General features: G+C 74.5%; 22 protein-coding genes. 17 read left to right on the top strand and 5 right to left on the bottom strand.

What is annotated here, in order from left to right; translation table 11 throughout:
• The first annotated feature begins 42 nt into the window (after positions 1-42).
• The 8 genes from ABZ493_RS02795 (at position 43) to dusB (ending at position 9231) form a co-directional block, all read left to right on the top strand.
• The gene (locus ABZ493_RS02795) at positions 43-1233 is read left to right on the top strand and encodes an FAD-binding oxidoreductase (protein ID WP_430580655.1); all 1191 of its coding nucleotides are present in this window, start codon (positions 43-45) and stop codon (positions 1231-1233) included.
• A 17-nt stretch (positions 1234-1250) separates the two neighbouring features.
• Positions 1251-2591, top strand: coding sequence for a VOC family protein (locus tag ABZ493_RS02790; RefSeq protein WP_430580654.1), 1341 nt, complete (start codon positions 1251-1253; stop codon positions 2589-2591).
• Positions 2588-4144, top strand: a complete 1557-nt coding sequence (locus tag ABZ493_RS02785) for an aldehyde dehydrogenase family protein (RefSeq protein WP_430580653.1) — start codon at positions 2588-2590, stop codon at positions 4142-4144. The genes ABZ493_RS02790 and ABZ493_RS02785 overlap by 4 nt, the downstream gene beginning before the upstream one ends.
• Positions 4145-4262: 118 nt before the next feature.
• Positions 4263-5240, top strand: coding sequence for an ABC transporter ATP-binding protein (locus ABZ493_RS02780; protein WP_430580652.1), 978 nt, complete (start codon positions 4263-4265; stop codon positions 5238-5240).
• A complete protein-coding gene (locus tag ABZ493_RS02775; RefSeq protein ID WP_430580651.1) occupies positions 5237-6046 on the top strand; it encodes an ABC transporter permease in 810 nt (269 codons plus the stop codon). The genes ABZ493_RS02780 and ABZ493_RS02775 overlap by 4 nt, the downstream gene beginning before the upstream one ends.
• Before the next feature lie 44 nt (positions 6047-6090).
• Positions 6091-7311 (top strand): histidine kinase, encoded by a 1221-nt coding sequence (locus tag ABZ493_RS02770; protein WP_430580650.1) that lies wholly within the window; start codon positions 6091-6093, stop codon positions 7309-7311.
• Positions 7308-7913: a response regulator transcription factor gene (locus tag ABZ493_RS02765; protein ID WP_430580649.1), complete on the top strand. Its 606-nt coding sequence runs from the start codon at positions 7308-7310 to the stop codon at positions 7911-7913. Before ABZ493_RS02770 ends, ABZ493_RS02765 begins: the two co-directional genes overlap by 4 nt.
• A 70-nt stretch (positions 7914-7983) precedes the next feature.
• Positions 7984-9231 carry a tRNA dihydrouridine synthase DusB gene (dusB, locus tag ABZ493_RS02760; protein WP_430580648.1) on the top strand — a complete coding sequence of 416 codons (1248 nt, stop codon included), beginning with the start codon at positions 7984-7986 and terminating at the stop codon, positions 9229-9231.
• A gap of 73 nt (positions 9232-9304) precedes the next feature.
• Here dusB and ABZ493_RS02755 read toward each other — a convergent pair whose 3' ends face one another.
• Positions 9305-11110, bottom strand: a complete 1806-nt coding sequence (locus ABZ493_RS02755) for a glycoside hydrolase family 13 protein (protein WP_430580647.1) — start codon at positions 11108-11110, stop codon at positions 9305-9307.
• Positions 11111-11228: 118 nt separating this feature from the next.
• Complete coding sequence (locus ABZ493_RS02750; protein ID WP_430580646.1) at positions 11229-12251, bottom strand: LacI family DNA-binding transcriptional regulator; 1023 nt, start codon at positions 12249-12251, stop codon at positions 11229-11231.
• A gap of 223 nt (positions 12252-12474) precedes the next feature.
• On the opposite strand from ABZ493_RS02750, the gene ABZ493_RS02745 reads away from it, so the two are divergent.
• The 7 genes from ABZ493_RS02745 (at position 12475) to ABZ493_RS02715 (ending at position 21076) form a co-directional block, all read left to right on the top strand.
• Positions 12475-13710 (top strand): maltose ABC transporter substrate-binding protein, encoded by a 1236-nt coding sequence (locus tag ABZ493_RS02745; RefSeq protein WP_430580645.1) that lies wholly within the window; start codon positions 12475-12477, stop codon positions 13708-13710.
• Positions 13710-15287 carry an ABC transporter permease subunit gene (locus ABZ493_RS02740; protein ID WP_430580644.1) on the top strand — a complete coding sequence of 526 codons (1578 nt, stop codon included), beginning with the start codon at positions 13710-13712 and terminating at the stop codon, positions 15285-15287. The genes ABZ493_RS02745 and ABZ493_RS02740 overlap by 1 nt, the downstream gene beginning before the upstream one ends.
• Before the next feature lie 71 nt (positions 15288-15358).
• The gene (locus tag ABZ493_RS02735) at positions 15359-16207 is read left to right on the top strand and encodes a sugar ABC transporter permease (protein ID WP_430580724.1); all 849 of its coding nucleotides are present in this window, start codon (positions 15359-15361) and stop codon (positions 16205-16207) included.
• 105 nt (positions 16208-16312) lie between these two features.
• Positions 16313-16948: a hypothetical protein gene (locus ABZ493_RS02730; RefSeq protein WP_430580643.1), complete on the top strand. Its 636-nt coding sequence runs from the start codon at positions 16313-16315 to the stop codon at positions 16946-16948.
• A 100-nt stretch (positions 16949-17048) separates the two neighbouring features.
• Positions 17049-18920: a glycoside hydrolase family 13 protein gene (locus tag ABZ493_RS02725; RefSeq protein ID WP_430580642.1), complete on the top strand. Its 1872-nt coding sequence runs from the start codon at positions 17049-17051 to the stop codon at positions 18918-18920.
• Between the two features lie 23 nt (positions 18921-18943).
• Positions 18944-19714, top strand: coding sequence for a metallophosphoesterase family protein (locus tag ABZ493_RS02720; protein ID WP_430580641.1), 771 nt, complete (start codon positions 18944-18946; stop codon positions 19712-19714).
• Positions 19715-19783: 69 nt separating this feature from the next.
• Entirely contained in the window at positions 19784-21076 is a 1293-nt protein-coding gene (locus ABZ493_RS02715; RefSeq protein ID WP_430580723.1) for a deoxyguanosinetriphosphate triphosphohydrolase, read from the top strand.
• Positions 21077-21088: 12 nt separating this feature from the next.
• On the opposite strand, the gene ABZ493_RS02710 is transcribed toward ABZ493_RS02715, so the two are convergent.
• Entirely contained in the window at positions 21089-21544 is a 456-nt protein-coding gene (locus tag ABZ493_RS02710; RefSeq protein ID WP_430580640.1) for a VOC family protein, read from the bottom strand.
• 92 nt (positions 21545-21636) lie between these two features.
• Here ABZ493_RS02710 and ABZ493_RS02705 point away from each other — a divergent pair, with 92 nt between their 5' ends.
• The gene (locus ABZ493_RS02705) at positions 21637-22545 is read left to right on the top strand and encodes a helix-turn-helix domain-containing protein (protein WP_430580639.1); all 909 of its coding nucleotides are present in this window, start codon (positions 21637-21639) and stop codon (positions 22543-22545) included.
• Between the two features lie 9 nt (positions 22546-22554).
• Positions 22555-24510, top strand: coding sequence for a DNA primase (gene dnaG / locus ABZ493_RS02700; RefSeq protein ID WP_430580638.1), 1956 nt, complete (start codon positions 22555-22557; stop codon positions 24508-24510).
• Between the two features lie 16 nt (positions 24511-24526).
• Here the strand turns inward: dnaG and ABZ493_RS02695 are convergent, their stop codons facing one another.
• Complete coding sequence (locus tag ABZ493_RS02695) at positions 24527-25063, bottom strand: GNAT family N-acetyltransferase (protein WP_430580637.1); 537 nt, start codon at positions 25061-25063, stop codon at positions 24527-24529.
• Between the two features lie 48 nt (positions 25064-25111).
• Positions 25112-25912 carry an alpha/beta hydrolase gene (locus ABZ493_RS02690; RefSeq protein WP_430580636.1) on the bottom strand — a complete coding sequence of 267 codons (801 nt, stop codon included), beginning with the start codon at positions 25910-25912 and terminating at the stop codon, positions 25112-25114.
• Positions 25913-26171 lie beyond the last annotated feature (259 nt).

Below are 26171 nucleotides of genomic sequence, written 5' to 3'. Positions count from 1 at the left end.
CACCGCACCGTGCGCGGCCGGCGACGTCGACGAGGAGGTCGGGTGGAGCTGTCCCAGGCGGTGCCGCCGCGGGCGGACGCGGTCGTGGTCGGCGGCGGGGTGATGGGGACGTCGGTCGCGTTCCACCTCGCGGAGGCGGGTGCCCACGTCGTGCTCCTGGAGTCCGGGGAGCTTGGCAGCGGGAGCTCGGGCAAGCCGATCGGCGGCGTGCGCGCGCAGTTCTCCGACCCGGCGAACGTCGTGCTCGGCCACCGCAGCCTGGAGCTCTTCGAGGACTTCCGGCGGCGACCGGGCGGGGACGTGGGGCTGCGCCAGACCGGGTACCTCTTCGCGCTGCCGGGCGACGACGACGTCGCCCTGTTCGACCGGTCCGTCGCGATGCAGCGCGAGCTCGGCGTCGACAGCCGGCTGCTCTCCGTCGCCGAGGCTCGGCGCCTCAACCCGTACCTGTCCGCGCCGGCGTACGCCGGCGCCGCCTACGCGCCCCGCGACGGGTGGGCCCACCCGGCGGCGGTCGTCGCCGGGTACGCGGACGGCGCGCGGCGGCGCGGGGCGAGCGTCGTCACCGGTGCCCGGGTGCGCGTCGTCGAGCCCGGTCCGGACGGCCGGTCGACGGTCGTCACGCCCCGGGGCGCCGTCACGACGACCGCCGTCGTGGTGTGCGCCGGGGCCTGGTCGCGGGCCGTCGGCGCCCTGGTGGACGTGGACCTGCCCGTCGAGCCGGTGCGCCGCCAGATCGCCCTCACCGCGCCCCTCGAGCCGGCGCCGCCGACGCTGCCGTTCACCATCGACTTCGGCACCACGTACTACCTGCACAACGCCGACGCGCGCGGCACGCTGCTGCTCGGTGCCTCGGAGCCGGGCACCCCGGTCGGCTTCGACACCACCTACGACCCGGCGTGGGAGCCGTGGCTGCGCGGGCTCGCCGCGCGCGCCACCCCCGCCCTCGCCGACGCCCCCCTGACCGGCGGCTGGGCGGGGCTGTACGAGCTCACCCCCGACCACGACGCGCTGATCGGCGAGGCGCCGGCCGCCCCGGCCGGTGCGCGCGTGCTGTACGCGTGCGGCTTCTCCGGGCACGGCTTCCTGCAGGCGCCCGCCGTGGGCGAGGCCGTCGCCGACCTGTACCTCGGCCGGGCGGGGACGCCCGCGGCACGCGGGGTCGACGTGTCCGCGTTCGACGCCGGGCGGTTCGGGGCGCGACGGTCGCGCACCGAGGCCAACATCATCTGAGAGAGGACGCACGCACCGTGACGACCGACTTTCGCGAACCGTGGCAGCTGCGGGCAGCGTTCGCGCGCTCGCTGTCCGACATGTACGGGCGGGAGGTGCCCGCCTACACCACGCTGCTCGAGGTGTCCCACGAGGTCAACGCCGACGTCGTGCGCGCCCGCGGCGCCGACGCCGAGCGGCTGGGGTCCATCGACCGCGTCACCGCCGAGCGGCACGGCGCTATCCGCGTGGGCACGCCCGCGGAGCTGCAGCAGGTGGCGCGGATCTTCGGCGCGATGGGCATGCACCCGGTGGGGTTCTACGACCTGCGCGACGCGTCGTCGTCCTCCGTGCCCGTCATCTCCACGGCGTTCCGGCCGATCGACAGGGCCGAGCTGGCGCGCAACCCGTTCCGTGTGTTCACGTCCATGCTGGTGCCGTCCGACCGGCGGTTCTTCAGCGCCGACCTGCAGGCGCGGCTCGACACCTTCCTGAAGGCGAGGTCGCTCTTCGGGGCCGAGCTGCTGGCGCTCGCGGACCGGGCGGAGGCCGACGGCGGCCTGTCCGCCGCCGACGCAGCGGAGTTCCTGCGCCTGGCCACCGCCGCGTTCGAGCTGGGGCGCGAGCCGGTCGACCAGGCCTGGTACCGGGAGCTGGAGGCCGTGTCCGCCGTGGCGGCGGACATCGGCGGCGTGCCGTCCACGCACATCAACCACCTCACCCCGCGCGTGCTCGACATCGACGACCTGTACGCCCGCATGGAGGCGCGCGGCATCACGATGATCGACGCGATCCAGGGACCGCCGCTGTGGGAGGGGCCGGACGTGCTGCTGCGGCAGACGTCGTTCCGCGCGCTCGCGGAGCCGCGGACGTTCCGCACCCCGGACGGCGAGGTCGTGCAGGACTCCCTGCGCGTGCGGTTCGGCGAGGTCGAGGCGCGCGGCATCGCGCTGACCCGCGAGGGCCGGGCGCGCTACGACGCCGCCGTCGTCGAGGGCGCGACGCCCGAGGTGTGGCGCCGCACCTTCCCGGACACCGAGGCGGGACTCGTCGAGCAAGGGCTGGGGTACTTCACCTACGAGGTCGGCGACGGCGGGACCGTGACCCGCGAGCCGGTCGTCTACGAGGACTTCCTGCCCCGCTCCGCCGCCGGCATCTTTCAGTCGAACCTCACCGAGGAGGGCTCCAAGGACGCCGGCCAGGCGGGCGAGGAGCGCGACGCCGACTGGATGGCCGGCGCCGTCGGGCGCGAGCTGTTCGACCCCTTCGACCTGTACGCCGCGCAGGTGGCGGCGTCGCGCGACCGCGCGGCGAAGCGCCTCGGCGTCGACCCCCACCACCTCGAGAACCCCTCCACCCCACAGGGAGCCCAGGCATGACCACCCAGACCGACGGAACCCCGACCACCGGCACGCTGACGGCCGAGCTGCGCGACGCCGCCCTCGCCGCACTGTCCCGCATCGGGGCCGACGTCCCCACCGCTCCCGCCGACGGCGGGCTGCCCGTCGTGTCGCCGCTGAGCGGCGAGGCCCTGCTCACGCTCCCCGAGGCCGGAGCGGCCGACGTCGACGCCGCGATCACCGCCGCGACGGAGGCCTTCCACAGCTGGCGCTCGGTGCCCGGCCCGGTGCGCGGCGGCGTGGTGCGGCGCCTGGGCGAGCTGCTCACCGAGCACAAGGCCGACCTCGCCGAGCTGGTGACGATCGAGGCCGGCAAGATCACCTCCGAGGCGCTCGGCGAGGTGCAGGAGATGATCGACGTCTGCGACTACGCCGTGGGGCTGTCGCGCTCCCTCGGCGGGCGTACGATGCCGTCCGAGCGACCCGGCCACCGCCTCATGGAGCAGTGGCACCCGCTCGGCGTGGTGGGCGTGGTGAGCGCGTTCAACTTCCCGGTCGCGGTGTGGTCGTGGAACACCGCCGTCGCGCTGGTCTGCGGCGACACCGTGGTGTGGAAGCCGAGCGAGAAGACGCCGCTGAGCGCGCTCGCGTCGAACGCGCTGCTGCGGCGGGCTCTCGCGGAGGCCGGGTTCCCCGAGGCGGTGAGCCAGGTGGTGCTCGGCGCGCGCGAGGCGGGGGAGGCGCTGGTCGCGGACCGACGGGTCGCCCTGTTGTCGGCCACCGGGTCCGAGCGCATGGGCCAGCAGGTGGCGCCCGTCGTCGCCGGCCGCGGCGGCCGGTACCTGCTGGAGCTCGGCGGCAACAACGCGGCCGTGGTCGCGCCGTCCGCGGACCTCGACCTCGCCGTGCGCGGCATCGTGTTCGCCGCGGCCGGCACGGCCGGGCAGCGGTGCACCAGCCTGCGGCGGCTCATCGTGCACGCGTCGGTGGTCGACGACCTCGTCGGGCGCCTCGAGCCCGTCTACGCCGGGCTCCCGGTCGGCGACCCGCGCGCCGACGGCACGCTCGTCGGGCCGCTCACCGACGCGGGCGCCCGCGAGCGGATGCTCGCCGCGCTGGAGGAGGCGCGGGCCGACGGCGGCACGGTCGTCGTCGGGGGAGAGGCGGTCGACGTCGACGGCGCGCCGGGCGCGGCGTACGTCTCGCCCGCGCTGGTGCGGATGCCGTCACAGACGGACGTCGTGCGCCGGGAGACGTTCGCGCCGATCCTCTACGTGCTCACCTACGAGACGCTCGAGGAGGCCATCGCGTTGCACAACGACGTCCCGCAGGGGCTGAGCAGCGCCATCTTCACGCTGGACGTCCGCGAGGCCGAGACGTTCCTGTCCGAGCTCGGCTCCGACTGCGGCATCGTCAACGTCAACATCGGCACCTCCGGCGCGGAGATCGGCGGCGCGTTCGGCGGCGAGAAGTCCACCGGCGGCGGCCGCGAGTCCGGCTCCGACTCGTGGAAGCAGTACATGCGCCGCGTCACCAACACCGTGAACTACTCCACCGAGCTGCCCCTGGCCCAGGGCGTCAACTTCGGCTGACCCCGACCTCGCCGAGACAGAGAAGCACCCTCGCCGACATAGAGCAATGACAGATGTCATGGCCACGTCGTGACAGGCGACCCTGCAGGTCAGGGCGGCGGACGACGACGATCGACGCATGACCTCGACGACCGCCCCGCACACAGAGAGCACCCCCGCGCTGAGCCTGCGCGGGCTGCGCAAGGAGTTCCCGTCGCCCGCCGGCCCCGTCCGGGCGGTCGACGGCATCGACCTGGAGATCGCCCCCGGCGAGGTGGTGGCCTTCCTCGGCCCCAACGGCGCCGGCAAGACCAGCACGATCGACATGGTCCTCGGGCTGAGCGCCCCCACCTCCGGCACCGTGCAGGTGTTCGGCGCCGACCCGGCCGACGCGATCGCCGCCGGCCGCGTGGCCGCCGTCATGCAGACCGGTGGCCTGCTGCGCGACATCACCGTGGCCGAGACGGTCGCCCTCACCGCGGCGCTGTTCGGCCGCACCGGGTCGCCCGTGCCGTACCTGGAGCGTGCCGGCATCGCCGACCTCGCCGACCGCATGGTGGGCAAGTGCTCCGGCGGCCAGCAGCAGCGCCTCCGGTTCGCGATGGCGCTGGTCAGCGAGCCCGACCTGCTGCTCCTCGACGAGCCGACCACCGGCATGGACGTGGAGGGCCGCCGCGAGTTCTGGGCCGCCATCCGCGCCGACGCCGCCGCAGGCCGCACCGTCGTCTTCGCCACGCACTACCTGGAGGAGGCCGACACGTACGCCGACCGCGTCGTGCTGGTCAGCCAGGGCCGGGTCGTCGCCGACGGCTCCACCGCCGAGGTGCGGAGCCTCGCGTCCGGCCGCACCGTGAGCGCGCGGATCGACGACGACGGCGACCGCGCCGCGGTCGCGGCCCGGCTGCGCGAGCTCCCCGCGGTCGACGCGATCGACCACCGCGGCGCGCGGCTCGTGGTGCGCACGCCCGACTCCGACGTCGTCGCCCGGTTCCTGCTCACGCAGACCGCCGCCCGCGACCTCGAGGTCGCCTCCGAGAACCTCGAGGACGCGTTCGTCGCCCTCACCACCACCGCGGCGCCCGGCGCCGCCCGGATCACCGACGGAGCCACCCGATGAGCGCCACCACCTCGACCGCCGGCGCGGCGCCGGCCGTCACGACGACCCGTGCCGCGCGGCCACGCATCCGCACCTCGGCCGCGGTGCGCACCTACCTGGCCCTCGAGCTGCGCCGTTCGCTGCGCAACCGGCGCACCCTGATCTTCTCGACGGTCATGCCGCCCGTCCTCTTCCTGATCTTCGGGCTGCAGGGCGACTACGCGAACCAGAGCACGGGGAACGGCAACGTCACCGGGTGGATCGCCGTCTCGATGGCGCTGTACGGCGCCATGGTGACGGCGACCGGCGGCGGGGCGAGCGTCTCCGTGGAACGTGCCCAGGGTTGGACCCGGCAGCTGCGCCTGACACCGCTGCGGCCGGCCGCGTACGTCGCGGTCAAGGTCGCCGGCTCGATGGTGCTGGGCGCGGCCTCCGTCGCCCTCACGCTCGTCGTCGCGGCCTTCACCGGGGCCCAGATGTCGGCGGGGGCCTGGGCGCTGTGCGCCCTGCTGGCCTGGGTGGGCTCCCTCGTGTTCGCGGCGTTCGGCCTGTTCATGGGCTATCTCCTGCCTGCGGAGAACGTCATGCAGATCCTGGGCCCGCTGCTCGCGCTGCTCTCGTTCGCCGGCGGCCTGTTCGTCCCACTCGGCGACGGCTGGTGGGCCACCGTGGCGCAGTTCTTCCCCACGTACGGGCTGGCCGCGCTGGTGCACGCGCCGCTCGGGGGCGACCTCGGGCCCGCGGCCGTCGTGAACGTGGTCGCCTGGGCCGCGATCTTCGCCGCGGGTGCCGCCTGGCGGTTCCGCAAGGACACGGCGCGGGTGTGAACGTCCAGGCCCGCCGCCTACCCGGGCGTGGCACGGTGGGGGACGTGACCTCGACGTCCCCCACCGTGCCGTCCGCCGGGCCCGCGGGCAGCGCCACGCCCGACCCCGCCGCTGCCGCCACGCCGGGCGCTCCGCCCTGGGCGCGGCGCCGCATCGGGCTGCTCGTGTCGGTCGTGTGGGTCGTCTTCCTCGCCGAGCCCTTCTCGGCGGCGCTCGACGCCGAGACCGTGGCGCTGCGCGTCGTCGGGGTGCTCGGCGTGCTCGGCGTGGGCGGGGTCTTCGCCGGGACGGTCCTGACGCTGCAGCGCCGGGGCCGGGTGCCGCGCCGCGCCGCCGTCGTCCTGATCGGGGTCCAGACGGCGTGCGTCGCACTGTCGTGCCTCGCCGCGCAGGAGCACGGCCTCGTCGGCCTCGTCTTCGTCTGTGTCACGGCGATCTACTCGCTCGGGGGGCGCGCCCCGCTGTGGATCCTCGCGGCGAGCATCGTCGTCATGCTCGTCCTGCCGCGGGTGCTGCCGGGCTGGTCGACGGAGGACGGCAACGCGCTGGCCGTCGTGCTGGCGAGCGCCGCCGTGTACGGGTTCACCCAGGTCATCGACCGCAACCGGCGCCTGATCGCCGCGCAGCAGGAGCTCGCCGACCTCGCCGTCGCCCGCGAGCGCGAGCGCATCGCGCGCGACATGCACGACGTGCTCGGCCACTCGCTCACCGTCATCTCCGTCAAGGCGGAGCTGGCGGCGAAGCTGCTGCGCGCCGCCGACGCACCGGCCACCGCGCCCGAGGAGCGCGCCGCGAGGGAGGTCGCCGACATCCAGGACCTCGCCCGCGGGGCGCTCACGGACGTGCGCGGCATGGTCGCCGGGTCCCACCAGGTGTCGCTGGTCGGGGAGCTGGCCGCGGCACGCTCGGCCCTGGACGCCGCCGGGATCGTCGCCGAGCTGCCGGGCGCCGTCGACGGCGTCCCCGCCGAGCACCGTGAGCTCTTCGCGTGGGTGCTGCGCGAGGGCACCACCAACGTGCTGCGGCACGCGGGCGCGTCGCGCGTGGTCGTGACCGTCACCGCCGACACGCTCGTCGTGGAGGACGACGGCCGCGGTCGCCCCGGCGAGCCCCCGGACGGCGGCCACGGGCTGGCGGGGCTCGCCGCTCGTGCCCGGCAGGCAGGCGCCGTGCTCGAGACGGGGCCCGGCGCGCTCGGCGGCTTCCGCCTCGCCGTGACCGTGCGCGGCAACGCGGCCCCGTCGGATGCCAGGATCGCCCCGTGATCCGACTGCTGCTCGCCGACGACCAGGCGCTCGTGCGCGGCGCGCTCGCCGCCCTCCTCGACCTGGAGGCCGACCTCGAGGTCGTGGCGCAGGTGGGCCGCGGCGACGAGGTGCTGGACGCCGCGCGGTCGTCGGCCGCGGACGTCGCCCTGCTGGACGTCGAGATGCCCGGCCTCGACGGCATCGCCGCCGCCGCGGCGCTGCGCCGGGAGCTGCCGGCGTGCCGCTCGCTCGTCGTGACCACGTTCGGCCGGCCCGGCTACCTGCGCCGCGCGCTCGACGCCGGCGCGAGCGGGTTCGTCGTGAAGGACACGCCCGCCGAGCAGCTCGCCGACGCCGTCCGCCGCGTGCACGCCGGGCTGCGCGCCGTCGATCCCGAGCTCGCCGTCGCGTCCCTGGCCGTCGGGGCGAGCCCGCTCACCGAGCGCGAGCGGCACGTGCTGGCCCTCGCGGCCGACGGCGGCACGGTCGCGCAGGTGGCGGCGGAGGCGTTCCTCTCCGAGGGCACCGTGCGCAACTACCTGTCCGCCGCGATCGGCAAGACGGGCGCGCGGACGCGGGCCGAGGCCGTGCGGATCGCGCAGGACAACGGCTGGCTCTGACCACCCCTGCGGGGCCGGGCGGGCGGGGGTGACGAACCTGACCGCGGGGGCCCGGCGGTGGTTTGCGACAATGGGGGACGTGACTTCCACCCTCGATCCTGTCAGCACGCCCGCGTCCGGCGACCTCGGCGCGGACGTGCCCGCCGCCGAGCGCGTCCTGCCGCCGCTGCAGATCGGGCCGATCACCGTGGACACCCCGGTGGTGCTGGCCCCGATGGCCGGCGTCACCAACCGCGCGTTCCGCACCCTGTGCCGCGAGGCCGGGGCGTCGCAGGGCTACGACCCCGGGCTGTACGTGGCGGAGATGGTCACCAGCCGCGCCCTCGTGGAGCGGAACGTCGAGTCGCTGCGGATCGTGACGTTCGGCGACGACGAGACGCCGCGCTCCGCCCAGGTCTACGGCGTCGACCCGGCCACCGTCGGTGCCGCGGTGCGGATCATCGCGGGCGAGGACCGGACCGACCACGTCGACCTCAACTTCGGCTGCCCCGTGCCCAAGGTGACGCGCAAGGGCGGCGGCTCCGCGCTGCCGTGGAAGCGGCAGCTCTTCACCGACATCGTGCGTGCCGCCGTCGAGGCCGCCGAGCCGCACGGCGTCCCCGTCACCGTGAAGATGCGCAAGGGCATCGACGACGACCACCTCACCTACCTCGAGGCCGGCCGCATCGCCGAGTCGCTCGGCGTCGCCGCGGTGGCGCTCCACGCCCGCACGGCCGCGGAGTACTACTCGGGCCAGGCCGACTGGACCGCGATCGCGCGGCTCAAGGAGGAGGTGCGCGGCGTCCCGGTGCTCGGCAACGGCGACATCTGGTCCGCCGAGGACGCGCTGCGCATGGTCGAAGAGACCGGGGCCGACGGCGTCGTCGTCGGGCGCGGCTGCCAGGGCCGCCCGTGGCTCTTCGCCGACCTCGCGGCCGCGTTCCACGGCACGACGACGCGCGTGCGGCCCGGCCTGCGCGAGGTCGCGAACACCATCTATCGGCACGGCGAGCTGATGATCGACTACTTCGACGGCGACGAGGGCAAGGGCATGCGCGACCTGCGCAAGCACATGGCCTGGTACCTCAAGGGCTACGTCGTCGGGGGAGAGGCGCGGCACGCGCTCGCGATGGTCTCCACGCTGGCCGAGCTGCGCGAGCGCCTCGACGCCCTCGACCTGGAGCAGGGCTACCCCGGCGAGGACGCCGAGGGGCCGCGCGGCCGCGCCGGCTCCCCGAAGCAGCCGCACCTGCCGTACGGCTGGCTCGACTCCCGCGACCTGGACGCCGAGTTCGAGGCCAAGCTCCGCGAGGCGGAGCTGAGCGTCAGCGGCGGCTGACCCCGCGAGATAGAGAGGTCCCCTCGGCGAGGGGACCTCTCTATCACGCGGATCAGGGCTCTCTATCTCGCGGTCAGGCGCGGAGCCAGACCGTGGTGTCGGCGGGGACGCGGGTCTGCGGGTCGGCGGAGCGGTCGGTCATGACCGGGCCGGAGGCGAGCAGCACCTCGGCGCCGCGGGGCAGGAGCACGGTCTCGCTGCCCAGGTTCGCCAGCACGACGACGTCGCGGTTGCGCAGCGCGACGACGTGCGGCGAGCCGGCCCAGGCGTCCAGCCACGCGAGCGCGCCCTGGCCCAGGCCCTCGGCCTTGCGCAGCGCGAGCGCGGCGCGGTACGTCTCGAACGTCGAGCCCGCGACGCCGTACTGGGCGTCGGCGGCGTACCGCGCGAACGACGCGGGCTGCGGCAGCCACGGCTCGCCGGCGGGTCCGAAGCCGAACCCGGGGGCGTCGGCCGCCCAGGGCAGCGGCACGCGGCAGCCGTCGCGACCGGCCTCCGCGCCGCCCGTGCGGAAGTGCCCCGGGTCCTGGCGGACCTCGTTCGGCAGGGAGGTGTGCTCGGGCAGGCCGAGCTCCTCGCCCTGGAAGAGGTACGCCGACCCGGGCAGGCCGAGCATGAGCAGGCTGGCGGCGCGGGCGCGGCGCAGGCCGAGCTCCTCGTCGGGCTGCGGGTCGGTGGCGAACACGCCGTTGACCTTGAGCGACGGGTCGGCGGAGCCGAGCCGCGACGGGTGGCGCACGACGTCGTGGTTGGACAGCACCCAGGTGGTGGGCGCGCCGACCTCGTCGTTCGCCCGGTACGACGCCTCGACGACGGTGCGCAGGGCCGCGGCGTCCCAGCCGGTGGTGAGGAAGGAGAAGTTGAACGCCTGGTGCATCTCGTCCGGGCGCACGTAGCGGGCCAGGCGGCTCAGCGGCTCCACCCACGCCTCGGCGACGAGGCAGCGGTCGCCGTCGTACTCGGCGAGAACCCGGTGCCAGGCGCGGTAGATCTCGTGCACGCCGTCCTGGTCGAACATCGGGCCCTGGTTGCCGGCGCCGGTGGAGCCGTCCTCGGGGGCGCCGGGGTCCACGTCACCGGTGCTCTCGTCGGCCGTGTCGTCGGCCGAACCCGCGACCATCTCGACGTGCCCGTCCCAGTCGGGCAGGCCGTCGGCCTTGATCATGCCGTGCGCGACGTCGACGCGGAACCCGTCGACGCCCCGGTCGAGCCAGAAGCGCAGCACGTCCTCGAACTCGGAACGCACCTCGGGGTTGGTCCAGTCGAGGTCGGGCTGCGTCGAGTCGAACAGGTGGAGGTACCACTGCCCGGGGGTGCCGTCGGGCTCGGTGACACGGGTCCAGGCGGGGCCGCCGAAGATCGACTGCCAGTTGTTGGGCTCCTGCGAGCCGTCGGCGCCGCGGCCGTCGCGGAACATGTACCGCGCCCGCTCGGGGGACCCGGGGGCGGCGGCGAGCGCCTGCTGGAACCAGACGTGCTGGTCGGAGGAGTGGTTGGGCACGAGGTCGACGATCACGCGGATCCCGCGGGCGTGGGCGCCGGCGAGCAGTTGGTCGAAGTCGGCGAGCGTGCCGAACAGCGGGTCGACGTCGCGGTAGTCGGCGACGTCGTAGCCTGCGTCGTTCTGCGGGGAGCGGTAGAACGGGGACAGCCAGACGGCGTCGACGCCGAGCGTCTCGAGGTGGTCCAGGCGGGCGGTCACGCCGGGGATGTCGCCGATGCCGTCGCCGTTCGCGTCGGCGAACGACCGTGGGTAGACCTGGTAGATCACGGCGTCGCGCCACCACTGCCGCGCGTCGCCGCTCCCGGCGTGCACGACGGCGCCGGTGCGGAGCAGGTCGGCCGACGTGGCGGCGGGGGCGGGCTGGGTGGAGGTCATCGCTGGCTTCCTCACCTGATCGGGGTCTGGGGTCGGCACGGTCGGTCGATCCGTGTCAGACCGTCGAGTGTAAGCGTTGCTGCAAGGGTTGCAGCAACGATCCCCGAAACGCCGCCTCTCAGCCCCTCGGCGCGGCCCCCGTGGAGCCCCGCACGACCAGCTCCGGCGCGAACAGCAGCTCGGTGCGGGTCGCCTGCTCGCCCTGGATCTCGGTCAGCAGCGCGCTCACGGTCGCCCGGGCCATGGCCTCGACCGGCTGCCGCACGGTCGTCAGGGGCGGCTCGGTGAACGCGATGAGCGGCGCGTCGTCGTACCCGACGACCGAGACGTCGTCGGGCACCGACAACCCGCGCGACCGCGCGGCCCGCACGGCCCCGAGCGCCATGAGGTCGGAGGCGCAGACGACGGCCGTGTGCCCGGCGTCGAGGAGCTCGGCGGCCGCGGCCTGCCCGCCCTCGAGCGTGTACAGGCTGGAGCGCACGTGCTCGCGCGCCTCCGCCTCGTCGTCGGCCAGGCCGTGCCGCACGAGCGCGGCGAGGAAGGCGGCGAGCTTGCGGCGCGAGGGCACGTACCGCTCCGGGCCGATGGCGAGGCCGATCCTGCGGTGGCCCAGGGTGACCAGGTGCTGCACGGCGACGTCCACGCTCGCGGCGTCGTCGGGCGAGACGAACGGCGCGTCGATCCCCGGCGCGTAGCCGTTGACCAGCACGATCGGTACGCCCTGGCTGCGCAGCATCGAGTAGCGGGTGTGGTCCGCGCGGGTGTCCGCGTGCAGGCCCGAGACGAAGACGATGCCGTCGACGGAGTGGTCCACGAGGGTGCTCACGTACTCGTCCTCGGTGGTGCCGCCCGGCGCCTGTGTGCACAGCAGCGGCGTGTAACCGCGCTGGGCGAGGATCGACTCGATCGCCTGCGCGAAGGCGGGGAACACGGGGTTCGTCAGCTCGGGGACGATGAGGCCGACGAGGCCGGCGGAGCGGCCGCGGAGCACCGACGGGCGCTCGTACCCGAGGACGTCGAGGGCGGCGAGCACGGCCTGCCGGGTGGAGCTGGCGACCCCGGGCTTGCCGTTCAGCACGCGGGACACGGTGGCCGTCGACACGCCTGCCTGCTCCGCCAGGTCGCTCAGTCGGGTTCGCACCCGAGGAATCGTAGGGGACACGGGACCTCCTCGTCCTGGGGTGGGACGCCGGCGGGACGGTCGCCGGTCGCCTGCGCGCTGCCTCCTGGTTGCCGCGCGTTGCTGAAAAGTTATCGCAAGATCTTGCATACGGCTGCAACGGTCCGTACGTTGTGGGCATCAAGGGCCCCGCGACGAGCGCGTCGCGTGGGTCGTCCACCGATGACAGCTGGGAGTAACCACGATGCGAAGGAGCATCCTTCTCGCCTCGGCCCTGGCCACCACCCTGGCCCTGACGGCGTGCGGCAGCGGCGAGCCGAGCGGCGACTCGAGCGCCGACGCGGACGCGAGCGCCAAGCCCTCGGCCTCGGGCTCGCTGACGGTCTGGGTCGACGAGACCCGCGAGGCCGCCGTCCAGTCCGCCGCGGAGGCGTACGAGGCGGAGTCCGGCGTCGACGTCGAGATCGTCCAGAAGAACTTCGAGGACATCCGCGCCGACTTCCTCGCCCAGGTGCCCACCGGCGAGGGCCCCGACATCACCGTCGGCGCCCACGACTGGCTCGGCAAGTTCACCGCGAACGGCGTGGTCGCGCCGATCGAGCTCGGCGACAAGGCCGGCGACTTCATCCCGGTGTCGGTGGAGGCGTTCACCCAGGACGGCCAGGTCTACGGCCTGCCGTACGCGATCGAGAACATCGCGCTCATCCGGAACACGGAGCTCGCCCCCGAGGCGCCGGCGACCTACGACGACATGATCGCCGCGGGGAAGAAAGCCGGCACCAAGTTCCCGTTCCTCATCCAGTCGGACGGCGACAAGGGCGACCCGTACACGTACTACCCCTTCCAGACGTCGTTCGGCGCCCCGGTCTTCGAGCAGAACGAAGACGGCTCGTTCCGCCCGGAGCTCGCCCTCGGCGGCGAGAACGGCGAGGCCTTCGCCACCTGGCTCGGCGAGCAGGGCGAGGAGGGCAACCTCAGCACCGACATCTCGTACGACATCGCGGTCGAGGCGTTCGCCAAGGGGCAGTCGCCGTTCGTCATCGGCGGGCCGTGGATGCTCGAGCAGTTCAAGGACATGAAGCTGTCGATCGACCCGATCCCGGCGCCCGGCGACCAGCCCGCGCAGCCGTTCGTCGGCGTCCAGGGCTTCTACGTGAGCGCGCAGAGCAAGAACGCGCTGCTCGCGAACGACTTCCTCGTCAACTACATGTCGACGCCCGAGGCGCAGACGGCCCTGTTCGAGGCCGGCGGCCGCCCGCCGGCGCTCGTCGAGGCCGCGGACGCGGCGTCCGAGGACCCGCTGGTCGCAGGGTTCCGTGAGGTCGGCGCCTCCGCCGTGCCGATGCCGTCCATCACGGAGATGGACTCGGTCTGGTCCTTCTGGGGCGTCACCGAGGCCAGCATCATCTCGGGCAAGGCCGACGACCCGGTCAAGGCCTGGAACAAGATGGTCTCCGACATCGAGGGTGCGCTCGGCTGATGTCGCGTGCCCGCTTCAAGGGCGCCGAGGCCGGCTCCGGGACCTTCTCCGGAGCCGGCTTCGCCGTCAAGCTCGTGCTCATCGCGCTCGTGGACGCGCTCGGCGTCTTCGGCGTGCTCGCCGCGTGGCGTGCCGGGTCGTGGGGCATCCTCGCGGCCATGGTGGCGCTGCTCGCCGCCGCGAACTGGGTGTACTTCACCAAGCGCTCCCTGCCGCTGAAGTACATCCTGCCGGGGCTGGCGTTCCTGCTCGTCTACCAGGTGTACGTCGTCGGCTACACCGGCTACGTGGCGTTCACCAACTACGGCGACGGCCACAACTCCACCAAGGAGCAGGCGGTCGACGCCCTCCTGGTGCAGAACGAGCGTCGCGTCGAGGGCTCGCCCGCGCTGCCGCTGACGGTCGTGGAGGACGGGGACGGCGAGCTCGGCTTCGCCGTCGTCGAGGACGGCGCCGTGGAGGTCGGCACGGCCGAGGAGCCGCTCGCGGCGGCTCCCGACGCGACGATCGACGCCGGCGCGGTGACCGAGGTGCCGGGCTGGACGGTGCTCGACCGCGCGACCGTGCTGCAGCGGCAGGACGAGGTCACCACGCTGCGGGTGCCCGTGTCCGACGACGCCGCCGACGGCTCGGTGCGCACCCAGGACGCCCGGACGGGGTACGTCTTCCAGCCGGTGCTGGAGTACGACGAGACCGCCGACACGATGACCGACACGTCGACCGGCGTGGTCTACACGCCGAACGACGAGGGGCAGTTCGAGTCCGCCGACGGCGAGACGCTGCCGGTGGGCTGGCGGGTCACGGTGGGCTTCGAGAACTTCGCGACGGCGTTCGGCGACGAGCGGTACGCGGGGCCCTTCGTCAAGATCCTGCTGTGGACGTTCGCGTTCGCGGTGCTGTCGGTGGTCACCACCTTCGCGCTGGGGATGTTCCTGGCGATGGTCTTCAACGACCCGCGCCTGCGGGGCCGCAAGATCTACCGGACGCTGATGATCCTGCCGTACGCGATGCCGGGGTTCCTCGCGGCGCTGCTGTGGTCCGGGATGCTCAACAAGAGCTTCGGCGTGATCAACCAGGTGCTGCTGGGCGGGGCCGCGATCCCGTGGCTCACGGACCCGTGGCTGGCAAAGCTGTCGGTGCTCGGGGTAAACCTGTGGCTCGGCTTCCCGTACATGTTCCTCATCTGCACGGGCGCCCTGCAGTCGCTGCCCGGTGACGTGTACGAGGCGGCGCGGATCGACGGCGCCGGCAAGTGGCGCACGTGGCGTTCGATCACGATGCCGCTGCTGCTGGTGGCCACCGCCCCGCTGCTCATCTCGAGCTTCGCCTTCAACTTCAACAACTTCACGCTGATCAAGATGCTGACGGGCGGCGGGCCACGGTTCGACGACGCGTCGGTGCCGCTGGGGCACACGGACATCCTCATCTCGATGGTCTACAACGTGTCCGGCCTCGACGGCTCCGCGCCGCGTGACTACGGGCTCGCCAGCGCGCTGTCCATCGTGATCTTCGTGGTGGTCGGGGTCATCTCCGCCATCGCGTTCCGCCAGACCCGCAAGCTCGAGGAGCTGAGCTGATGACGACGTCGACCGACCGCGCGAGCTCGCCCGCGGCGACGGGCGCGGGGGAGCAGGTGCTGCGGCACCGGATGAAGCCGGGTCGCTGGGCCCGCGAACTGGGCTGGCGACACATCGTCGGCGTCCTGGCGGTGCTGTACGCCGTCTTCCCGATCGTGTACGTGGTGTCCGCCTCGCTGTCGCCGAGCGGCACCCTCACGGGGTCGAACGAGCTGTTCGCGCAGGTCAGCGGAGTGAACTACGCCGACCTGGGGAACACGAAGTTCTGGACCTGGATGGGCAACACGCTGGTCATCGGCGTCGCGACGGCCGTGGGCACCGTGCTCATGGGCGCGGCGGCGGCCTACGCCTTCTCCCGGTTCCGGTTCGCGGGGCGGCGCCTGGGGCTGACGTCGCTGCTGATTATCCAGATGTTCCCGCAGATGCTCGCGTTCGTCGCGATCTTCCTGCTGCTGATCTCGCTCGGCGAGGTCGTGCCGGCACTGGGCCTCAACTCGAAGCTGGCGCTCATCTGCGTCTACCTCGGCGGCGCCCTGGGCGTGAACACGTTCCTCATGTACGGGTTCTTCAACACCGTGCCGCGGGAGCTCGACGAGGCGGCGAAGATCGACGGCGCCTCGCACGCCCAGGTGTACTGGACGATCATCCTGCGCCTGGTGACGCCGATCCTCGCCGTCGTGGCGCTGCTGAGCTTCATCAGCACGTTCGGGGAGTTCATCATCGCCCGGGTGGTGCTCCAGTCGGAGTCCAACTGGACGCTGGCCGTGGGGCTGTACGGCTGGGTGTCGTCGCTGCTCGAGGCCAACTGGGGCCTCTTCGCCGCGGGCGCCGTCCTGTCCGCGATCCCTGTGCTCGCGCTGTTCCTCTTCCTGCAGAAGTACATCGTGGGCGGCCTGACGGCGGGCTCCGTCAAGGGCTGACCCGCGCTCGGCCCCGGCGGCCGCCACGAGGTTCGCGCGGATCCGTCCGCGATCCACCCGCGATCCTTGTGGCGGCCGTCACAGCACGGTCCTAGCCTGGGCGACATGACCGACGACTCGCGCTCCTACTCCCCGGACCTCGCGCGTCTCACCGACGCCGCCGACGACTCGTTCTCCGTGCGCCGTGCGTACGGCGAGCCCTACGAGCACCAGGGCCAGCTGATCATCCCCGTCGCCAAGGTGTGGGGCGGCATCGGCACCGGCTCCGGCGGCGGTGCCGGCAACGGCTCCGCGAACGGCGCCGGCACCGGGTCGGGCAGCGGCTCCGGCCGCGGCACCGGCCAGGGCAAGGGCGACGGCAGCGCCCCGGGCTGGCGCCGGTCGTTCAGCGTCGGCTCGGGCGGGTCCGACGCCGCCGCCGACGAGCCCGCCGACACGACGGAGGCAGGCGCCGCACCGCGCGGCAGCGGGTCCGCGCACGGCGACGCCTCGGGCGAGGCACAGGGCGACGCCAAGGGCGAGCTGCAGGGCGAGGCCCACGGCGAGGGGCACGGCGAGGGCGGCGGCGGGGGCGGCGGCTACGGGCTGCGCGTCAAGCCGCTGGGCGTCTTCGTGGTCTCGGCCGAGGGCACGCGCTACCAGCCGGTGCTGGACCTCAACAGGGTGATCCTCGGCGGACAGGTCGTCGGGATCGCCATCGCGCTCGCCGCCGGGTGGGCGATCGGGCGGCGCCGCCGCTGACGCACGGCCTCCTGCGGTCCCCACGGCGGGGACGACGGTTCGGATGGCGTACGTTCTGCGGCCCAGAACGTACGCCATCAGAACCATCGACGGGAGATCCATGCTGCTCGACCAGGCCCACCACGACGGCTCCGCGCTGTTCGCCCCGACCACGACGCCGGCGCTCGGCGACGAGGTCACGGTGCGCGTACGGGTGCCCAAGGGGGCGGGCGTGCGCGACGTCCGCGTCCGGACCGTGCGCGACGGCGAGCCCCGCCTGCTGGCCGCCCGCCGCGACGGCGGCGACGCGCACGAGGACTGGTATGCGGCCGACGTCGTCGTGCACCACCCGGTGACGTCCTACCGGTTCTTCCTCGACGTGCCCGGCGGCTACCGCTGGCTCGACGGGCGCGGGGTGCACGACCGTGAGGTGCCCGACGCCGCGAGCTTCCGCCTCACGACGCACGCCCCGGCCCCCGGGTGGCTGCGCGACGGGCTCGCCTACCAGGTCTTCCCCGACCGCTTCGCGCGCTCCGCCGCCGCGGACGGTCGCCCGACGCCCGGCTGGGCGGTCCCCGCCGCATGGGACGACGAGCCCGCAGGCTCGGGCGCGCTCGCGGGCACGCAGCTCTTCGGAGGCGACCTCGACGGCGTCGCCCTGCACCTCGACCACCTGCAGGCGCTGGGCGTCCGCACCCTGTACCTCACGCCAGTCTTCCCAGGTCGGTCGAACCACCGGTACGACGCCGCGACCTTCGACCACGTCGACCCGCTGCTCGGCGGCGACGCGGCGTACGCGCGCCTGGCCCGGGCCGTGCACGCGCGCGGGATGCGCCTCATGGGCGACGTGACGACCAACCACACCGGCGACGGGCACGAGTGGTTCGCCCGCGCCCTCGAGGATCCGGCGTCGCCCGAGCGCGACCTGTACCTGTGGGACGACGGCGGGCCGGACGTCGTGCGGCCCGACCGGTCCGGGGGCGGCGACCCCTACGTCGGCTGGCTCGGGCACGGCTCGCTGCCGAAGCTCGACTGGGCGGCCGAGGAGACGTGGCGGCGCATGGTCACCGGGGACGACGCCGTGATCGCGCGGTACCTGCGCGAGCCGTTCGCCCTCGACGGGTGGCGCGTGGACGTGGCCAACATGACCGGCCGGCGGGGGAGCGAGGACCGCACCCACGCCGTCGCGCGGGCGCTTCGCGACCGCATCCTCGCCGAGCGGCCCGACGGCGCGCTGGTCGCGGAGCACTTCCACGACGCGGCCGCGGACCTGGCCGGCGACGGCTGGCACGCGAACATGAACTACGCCGGGTTCACCCGCCCCGCCTGGTCGTGGCTGGTGCCCGAGGGCTCCGACGTCCCGTTCCTCGACCTGCCCGTGCCGGTGCCGCGCCGCCCGGCCGCCGCGATGGTGGAGACGATGCGCGAGGTCGCGGCCCTGGTGCCCTGGGGCGTCACGGCGAACCAGTGGAACATGCTCGGCTCGCACGACACCCCGCGGTTGCGCTCGATCGTCGGCTCGCGGGAGCTGGTCGAGGTCGCGGCGACGATGCTGTTCACCTACCCGGGGGCGCCCGTGGTGTTCGCGGGCGACGAGGTGGGCGCCACGGGCACGAACGGCGAGCACGCCCGCACCACGATGGCCTGGGACCAGGCCGCGCGCGGCGGCGGCCCGCGGTGGGACGCCGCGACGCTCGACGTCTACCGGCGGCTGTCCGCGCTGCGCTCGTCGTCGGGCGCCCTGCGCGACGGCGGCCTGCGCTGGGCGGCGGTGCACGACGACGCGGTGGCGTACCTGCGCGAGACACCCGGCGAGCGGGTGCTCGTCGTGCTGGCGCGTGCGCCGTGGCCGGGCGTGCGCCTGCCGGGACACCTGCTCGCGCCCGGCGCCGCACCCGAGGTGCTGTACGGCGACCTCGCCGTCCGCGCGACCGCGGACGGCGTGGACGTCGCCGGCGACGGCCCGGGCGTCGCCGTCGTCCGCCTCGCCTGACCGGTCGTGGGAGCATCGACCCCGTGACCCGCGACCCGCACGGTGACCTGGACCGCATCGCCGTCATCTCCGACGTGCACGGCAACCTCGGCGCGCTGGAGGCCGTGCTCGCCGACATCGCCGCCCGAGGGATCGCCCGCGTGATCAACCTCGGCGACGACGCCGGGAAGGGGCCGCGCGGGAGCGCCGTCGTCGACCGGCTGCGCGAGGTGTGCGAGACGGACGTCCGCGGCAACTGGGACGACTTCCTGCCCGGGATCGCGGACGACGCCGACGACGGGCTGGTGTGGTGGCGCGACGAGCTGCGCCCCGACCAGCGCGAGTGGCTCGCCGCCAAGCCGCGGTGCCACGACCTGCTGCTGTCGGGCCGTCGGGTGCGGCTGTTCCACGCGTCGGCGACGAGCGTGCACACGCGGGTGCATTTCCACCACACGCCGGAGGAGTTCGCGGGCATGTTCGCGACGACGGAGCTCACGGGCCCCGGCCCGGAGCCGAGCGTCGTGGGGTACGGCGACGTCCACGACGCCTACCTCGAGACGTACCGCGGCCGCACGCTGTTCAACACGGGCAGCGTGGGCAACCCCCTGGACGACCCGACGCCCGTCTACGCGATCCTCGAGGGCGTGGCGGACTCCCCGGACCCGGCGCCGTTCGGCATCCAGCACGTGCGCGTGCCGTACGACGTCGAGGCAGAGCTCGCCGTCGCGCGCGAGCGGGGCATGCCGCTGTACGCGGAGTGGGCCCAGGAGCTGCGGACCGCCGTCTACCGGGGCCGCGCCGTCGCCCAGGCCTGAGGTGTGGGTGCCGGTCGTTAGGCTTCGGACGTGCAGACGTTCGAGCAGGGCGCTTTCGACGCCGACGTGCTGGGCCCGGCGGCGCGCCCGGACACGGGTGAGGAGTGGCTCGGGTCGTACACGGACGCGGACACCGAGCGCTGGTACGCGGAGCCGCCCAAGTCGAAGCACAGGACGGCGTTCGAGCGCGACCGCGCCCGCGTCGTGCACTCCTCGGGTCTGCGCCGCCTCGGCGCGAAGACTCAGGTGCTGGGGCCGGGCAGCGACGACTTCGTGCGCACGCGGCTGACGCACTCGCTCGAGGTGGCCCAGGTGGGCCGGGAGATGGGGCGCGCGCTCGGCTGCGACCCTGACCTCGTGGACACCGCGTGCCTCACGCACGACCTCGGCCACCCGCCGTTCGGGCACAACGGGGAGCGGGCGCTCGCCGAGGTCGCGGAGGGCATCGGCGGCTTCGAGGGCAACGCCCAGACGCTGCGGCTCCTCACGCGGCTGGAGCCCAAGATCTTCGCCGGCGACGGGTCGCCGCGCGGCCTCAACCTCACGCGCGCCAGCCTGGACGCCAGCGTGAAGTACCCCTGGGCTTTCGGCGCCGGCCCCGCGCGCCCGGACGGCGCCCCGACGCCGAAGTTCGGCGTCTACCCCGACGACCGGCCGGTCTTCGAGTGGTTGCGGCGAGGGGCGCTCGGCAGCCGCGTGCGGTGCATGGAGGCGCAGGTCATGGACCTCGCCGACGACATCAGCTACTCGGTGCACGACGTCGAGGACGCGGTCGTGGGCGGGCGCCTCGACCTGCGGGTGCTCGACGACGCGGACGAGCGGGCGCGCGTCACCGCGCACGTGCGCGCCTGGTACGGGAGCTGGCACGAGCCGGACGACATCGACGCGGCGCTGTGCCGACTGCGGGACACCGGCTACCTGGTGACGGACTTCGACGGCTCGCGACGTGCGCTCGCCCGCCTCAAGGACGCGACGAGCCAGCTCATCGGCCGGTTCAGCGGGGCGGCCCAGGACGCGACGCGCGAGGTGTTCGGCGACGGACCGCTCACCCGCTACGTGGCCCGGCTCGTCGTGCCGCAGGAGACGGCGGACGAGATCCTCGCCCTCAAGGGCGTCGCCGTCGCCTACGTCATGGCGCCGCGCGAGTCCGAGCCGGTGTACGGCGCCCAGCGCGAGGTCGTCGCCGAGCTGGTCGACGTCCTGGCGGACCGCTCCCCCGACGCCCTGGAGGCGCCGTTCGCCGCCGACTGGCGGAGCGCGGCCGACGACGGCGCGCGGCTGCGCGTCGTCGTCGACCAGGTCGCGTCGCTCACGGACGTCTCGGCCCTGCAGTGGCACGAGCGGCTCGTGCGGCGGGGCTGACGCCGGCGGTCGTCAGGACTGCCCGGCCATCCACGCGTCGCTGGCGCGCTGGACGTCCTCGGGCGTGACGTCGTCGGCCACCTGGGCGAAGAACCACCGGTGCCCGGCGGGGCAGCGCACGGCCGCCTGCCGGAACCCCGGGAACCAGTCGCCGGGCTCCTGCGTGCTCGTCGCGCCCGCGGCGACCGCACGGGCGTGCGCGGCGTCGGCGTCGTCCACGTTGAGCGTGAACGAGCCGGTGGTGGCGCCGTCGGCCTCCGGCGCCACCGCGCCCTCGGCCGGGAAGGCGGCGGCCACGGTGAACGTGGAGCTGCCCTGGGGGGTCGAGATCCGCAGGTCGGAGTGGATGATCGCGTCCCCCGCGGTGATCGTGTCGATCACCTCGGCGCCGAGGCCGGCGACGTAGAAGTCGATGGCGGCGCGCGGGTCGGCGACCGTGAGGTTCGGGTGCAGCGGTGACAGGTCCATGGCTCTCCCTCCAGCGGGCGTCCGGGCGGTCCCGGCGTTCGCTCCCCATGCTGGTGTCGGAGGGTGGGGGCAGTCTTGGAGGAATGCGACAGGTGTTCGAAAAGAGCGCGGTCGGCGCGGGTTTCCGGGCCCCGACGGCGACCACTCGGGGGCTGGTCGACCCGGCCGCGGCCCGCGGCGGGTTCGAGCTCGTGCGCCTGGACCCGGCTCACGACCTGGCGGACCTCGTGGAGCGGCACTGGATCGTCCGGTGGGACCTGCCGCCCGGGGCGGAGTTCACGCAGGTCGTGATCCCGCACCCGAACGCCAACGTGGTCGCCGAGACGGACGGGTTCGCCGTGCACGGGATCCCCGGCGGCCTGTTCTCGCGGACCCTGCGAGGGGCGGGCGCGGTACTGGGCACCAAGCTGCGCCCCGGTGCGCTGCGGGTGCTGGTGGGCGGCCCGGGCGCGCTGCGTCCCGGCCTCGTCGTGCCGGCCGCGGCCGCGCTCCCCGGCCCGCGGGGCCCGTCCGCGTCCGACGTCGAGGACGCGGGCCGCCGGGCGGTGGCCGCCGCGCGGGCGGGCGACGACGAGGCGGCCGTCGCTGCCGTCACCCCGGCGCTGCGGGCCGCAGCCGACGGGCGGCGGACGCCGCGCTCCGCGCTCGCGCTCGACCGGGTCGCCCGGGTCCTGGGTGCGGTGGTCGCGGGGGAGCTGGGGCCGGACGCCGGGGTCGCCGACCTCGCCGCGCTGGTCGGGACGTCGCCGCGGTCGTTGCAGCGGCTCTTCGCCGACTGGGTGGGCGTCAGCCCCAAGTGGGTGCTGCAGCGCCACCGCGTCCACCTGGCCGCCGACCTGCTGGCGGCGGACCCCGCGCTGCCGCTCGCCGACCTGGCCGGCGCCGTGGGCTACTACGACCAGGCGCACCTCGGCGTCGACTTCGCGCGCGCCCTCGGGACGACGCCGGCCGCCTACGCGCGGCGCTGCGCGGACTCCCTCGGCCGGCTCGCCCGGGCCTAGACTGCGCACGTGGCGGGACTGATCAAGCGCGAGGATGTCGAGGCGGTACGGGAACGCGCACGGATCGAGGAGATCGTCTCCGCCCACGTCACCCTCAAGCCCGCGGGCGTCGGGTCGCTCAAGGGTCTGTGCCCCTTCCACGACGAGCGCTCGCCGTCGTTCCACGTGCGCCCGGGCGTCGGCCGCTGGCACTGCTTCGGCTGCGGCGAGGGCGGCGACGTCATCTCGTTCGTGCAGAAGATCGACGGGATGGGTTTCACCGACGCCGTCGAGTACCTCGCCGACCGTGCGGGCGTGCAGCTGCGTTACGAGGACTCCCGCACCGGCGCGGCCGCCGACCGCGGCCCGCGCGAGGAGCCGGGCCGGCGCCAGCGCCTGATCGAGGCGCACCGGGTGGCCGCCGAGTTCTACACCGAGCAGCTCTTCGGACCGGGGGCGCAGGCCGGCCGGGCGTTCCTCGCGGAGCGCAGCTTCGACCGCGCCGACGCCGAGCACTTCGGCGTGGGCTACGCCCCGACGGGCTGGGACGCGCTGCTGCGCCACCTGCAGGGGCGGGGCTTCACTCAGGCCGAGCTCGTCGCGTCCGGGCTGGTCAGCGAGGGGCAGCGCGGCATCTACGACCGGTTCCGCGGCCGCCTCGTGTGGCCCATCCGCGACGTCACCGGCGCGGTGATCGGCTTCGGCGCCCGCCGCCTGTACGACGACGACCAGGGCCCGAAGTACCTCAACACCCCCGAGACGTCGCTCTACAAGAAGTCCCAGGTGCTGTACGGGATCGACCTGGCCAAGAAGGCCATCGCGCAGGGCAAGCGGGTCGTGATCGTCGAGGGGTACACCGACGTCATGGCCGCCCACCTGTCCGGGGTGGACTCGGCGGTGGCGACCTGCGGCACCGCGTTCGGCGGCGACCACGCCAAGGTCGTGCGCCGGCTGCTCGGCGACACCACGGCGGGCGGCGGGCTGCAGCTCGCGTCGGGGGCGTCGCTGGGCGGCGAGGTGATCTTCACGTTCGACGGCGACGCGGCGGGCCAGAAGGCCGCGGTGCGTGCGTTCGGCGAGGACCAGCGGTTCCACGCCCAGACGTTCGTCGCCGTCGAGCCCGGCGGCATGGACCCGTGCGAGCTGCGGATGGCCCGGGGCCCCGAGGCCGTGCGGGCCCTGGTCGACGGGCGCCAGCCGCTCTTCGAGTTCGTCATCCGCACCACCCTCGACACGTTCGACCTCGACACGGTCGAGGGGCGGGTCGGGGCGCTGCGCGCGGCTGCGCCGCTCGTCGCGGGAATCCGCGACCGGTCGATGCAGCTCGGCTACTCCCGCTCGCTGGCGCGCTGGATCGGCATCGACACCGAGGACGTCCGCCGCGAGGTCGCGCGCGCCGCGTCGACGCCGGCGCGCGGCGGCCGCGGGGACCAGCGCCAGGACCAGCGCCGCGACGTGCGCCCCGGGCCCGAGGCCGCCCCCGTGACGCCGGTCCTCGCCGCGCCGGACCCGCGCGACCCCGTCGCGAGGCTCGAGCGCCAGGCGCTGATCGTCGTCCTGCAGTACCCCCAGCACGTGCCCGCGACGTTCGACGAGCTGGGCGAGGACGCGTTCGGCGTCCCCGCCTGGCGTGCGGTGCACGACGCCGTGCGCGCCGCGGGCGGTGTCGCGGCCGGGCGCGAGGTGGGCGGCGGCCGGTGGGTCGAGGCCGTGACCGAGCAGGCGCCCGAGACCGTCGCGCCGCTGGTCACCGAGCTGGCGGTCGCCCCGGTGCCGGAGGACCGCGAGGCGGTCATCGGTGCCTACGTGGCCGACGTCGTGCGCGCGCTCGTGGACCTCGGCCTCACGCGCCGCATCGCGGACGCGAAGAGCCGCCTGCAGCGCCTCGACCAGGAGAAGGAGCCTGAGGCGTTCCAGCAGGCCTTCACCGACCTGCTCGCCATCGAGCAGCAGCGGCGCACGCTGCGGGAGCGCAGCGAGTCCTGACGTCCTCCCTGGACCGTCACAGGCTCCGCGTGAGGAACAGCGCGTCGCCGTGGACGTCGTCCGGATCCACGCGGCCGGACTCCACGAAACCCACCTTGGCCAGCACCCGCAGGGACGCGACGTTCCAGTCGCGGACGGTCGACCACAGGCGCCGGTAGCCCGACGCCCGGGCCCAGCCGACGACGGCCCCCGCGGCCTCCGTCGCGTACCCGGCGCCCCAGGTGCGCCGGAGCAGCTCGTAGGCCACCTCGGGCTCGTGGGGCCCGACGACGCCGTCGATCAGGCCGCAGTACCCGATCACGTCGCCCTCGCCCCGACGCTCCACGGCCAGCAGGCCGAGCCCCGGCGCGCGGGTGCCCTCGCGGATCCACCCCACCATCTCGTCCAGCGTGGGCCGCCCCGCCTCGTCGAGACGGCGGTGCGGGGGGACGCGCGGGTCGCGCTCGCCCCACAGCTCGCGCTGGACGCCGGCCTCCTCGACGCGCCAGGGCCGCAGCAGCAGCCGCTCGGTCTCGAGCACGGTCTCCGGCCCCCGCGCCGACAGGACTCCCATCCGCCGACCCTAGCGGCCCGCGGACGGGAGCCCCGACGGAGCCTCAGGTCACCGCAGGTGCCGCGCGAAGAACCGCGCCGCGTCGTCACCGGCGAACGCGGGGACGCCGGTGTGGCCGCCCAGGTTGGCCTGCAGCGTCTTCTCCGTCGAGCCGAAGGCGTCGAACAGGTCCAGAGCCGCCTGCCGGTCGTTGCCCTCGTCGTCCCACTGCAGCAGGACGTGCACGGGGATCGTGACGCGCCGGGCCTCCTCGACCGTGGACCGGGGTACGTAGCTCCCGGCGAAGAGCCCTGCGGCCACGATGCGCGGCTCGACCACCGCCAGCCGGACGCCGACGGCGATCACGCCGCCCGAGTACCCGACGGGCCCGTCGATCTCGGGCAGGGCGAGGAGCGCGTCGAGGGCGGACCGCCATTCCGGGACCGCCTGGTCGACCAGCGGGAGGACCAGCCGGTCGACGACGTCGTCGGGGACCGGCTCGCCGGCGGCGAGCACGCGGCGCAGGTCGGCTCGCGCCTGGTCGGCGCCCGGGAGGGGAGGACGGTCGCCGGCGCCGGGGCCCTCCAGGGCGACCGTCGCGAAGCCGTCGGAGGCGGCATGCCGGGCGCGGCCCACCAGCCGGGGGTACATCCGGTCCATGCCGAGGCCGCCGGGCTGGCCGAGCAGGATCAGGGGAGCGGGGTCCGACGGCGTGGCGGACGGCGGCGTCCAGAGGACGCCGGGGATCTCGGGGGCGTCGTCGAGGGTGAAGCGGCGTTCGATGACGCCGTCGTCGAGCTGCTGCTCGGCGGTGAAGGTCACGGTGGAGCCCGATGTCGAGCCCGGTGTCGAGCTGGGGGTGGCGTTCATGGTCGGCCTCTCGGGGAGTGCTGAGCGAACGGCGCTCCCGGGCGACCTATCGCCCGACCATGACTCCGCGGAGGAGCACCTGTGTCGATACGTTCACGGGTACCACCTCCTTGCTCTGTCTCGCACGGCCTCCGGGAGGCTAGCAGCGAGCGAGGCGCGTCCTCAACGAGTTGTCGGTCACGGTCACGGCCCCGGTGTCGGGCGGTTCGGCTCCCACCTGGGACCGCGCGGTCATGGGCTGGACGCCGCCTGCGCAGCC

Origin of the sequence: Isoptericola sp. NPDC019482 (assembly GCF_040632295.1) — a bacterium.
Classification (GTDB): domain Bacteria; phylum Actinomycetota; class Actinomycetes; order Actinomycetales; family Cellulomonadaceae; genus Isoptericola.
This window is presented reverse-complemented; position numbering and strand designations above follow the sequence as displayed.

Bases quoted from the DNA above. Each gene is read 5' to 3' on its own strand.
- ABZ493_RS02745 (WP_430580645.1), top strand. From the start codon at position 12,475: ATGCGAAGGAGCATCCTTCTCGCCTCGGCCCTGGCCACCACCCTGGCC.
- dusB (WP_430580648.1), top strand. From the start codon at position 7,984: ATGGGGGACGTGACTTCCACCCTCGATCCTGTCAGCACGCCCGCGTCC.
- ABZ493_RS02780 (WP_430580652.1), top strand. From the start codon at position 4,263: ATGACCTCGACGACCGCCCCGCACACAGAGAGCACCCCCGCGCTGAGC.
- ABZ493_RS02740 (WP_430580644.1), top strand. From the start codon at position 13,710: ATGTCGCGTGCCCGCTTCAAGGGCGCCGAGGCCGGCTCCGGGACCTTC.
- ABZ493_RS02730 (WP_430580643.1), top strand. From the start codon at position 16,313: ATGACCGACGACTCGCGCTCCTACTCCCCGGACCTCGCGCGTCTCACC.
- ABZ493_RS02695 (WP_430580637.1), bottom strand. From the start codon at position 25,063: ATGGGAGTCCTGTCGGCGCGGGGGCCGGAGACCGTGCTCGAGACCGAG.
- ABZ493_RS02755 (WP_430580647.1), bottom strand. From the start codon at position 11,110: ATGACCTCCACCCAGCCCGCCCCCGCCGCCACGTCGGCCGACCTGCTC.
- ABZ493_RS02735 (WP_430580724.1), top strand. From the start codon at position 15,359: ATGAAGCCGGGTCGCTGGGCCCGCGAACTGGGCTGGCGACACATCGTC.
- ABZ493_RS02725 (WP_430580642.1), top strand. From the start codon at position 17,049: ATGCTGCTCGACCAGGCCCACCACGACGGCTCCGCGCTGTTCGCCCCG.
- ABZ493_RS02690 (WP_430580636.1), bottom strand. From the start codon at position 25,912: ATGAACGCCACCCCCAGCTCGACACCGGGCTCGACATCGGGCTCCACC.
- ABZ493_RS02710 (WP_430580640.1), bottom strand. From the start codon at position 21,544: ATGGACCTGTCACCGCTGCACCCGAACCTCACGGTCGCCGACCCGCGC.
- ABZ493_RS02775 (WP_430580651.1), top strand. From the start codon at position 5,237: ATGAGCGCCACCACCTCGACCGCCGGCGCGGCGCCGGCCGTCACGACG.
- ABZ493_RS02785 (WP_430580653.1), top strand. From the start codon at position 2,588: ATGACCACCCAGACCGACGGAACCCCGACCACCGGCACGCTGACGGCC.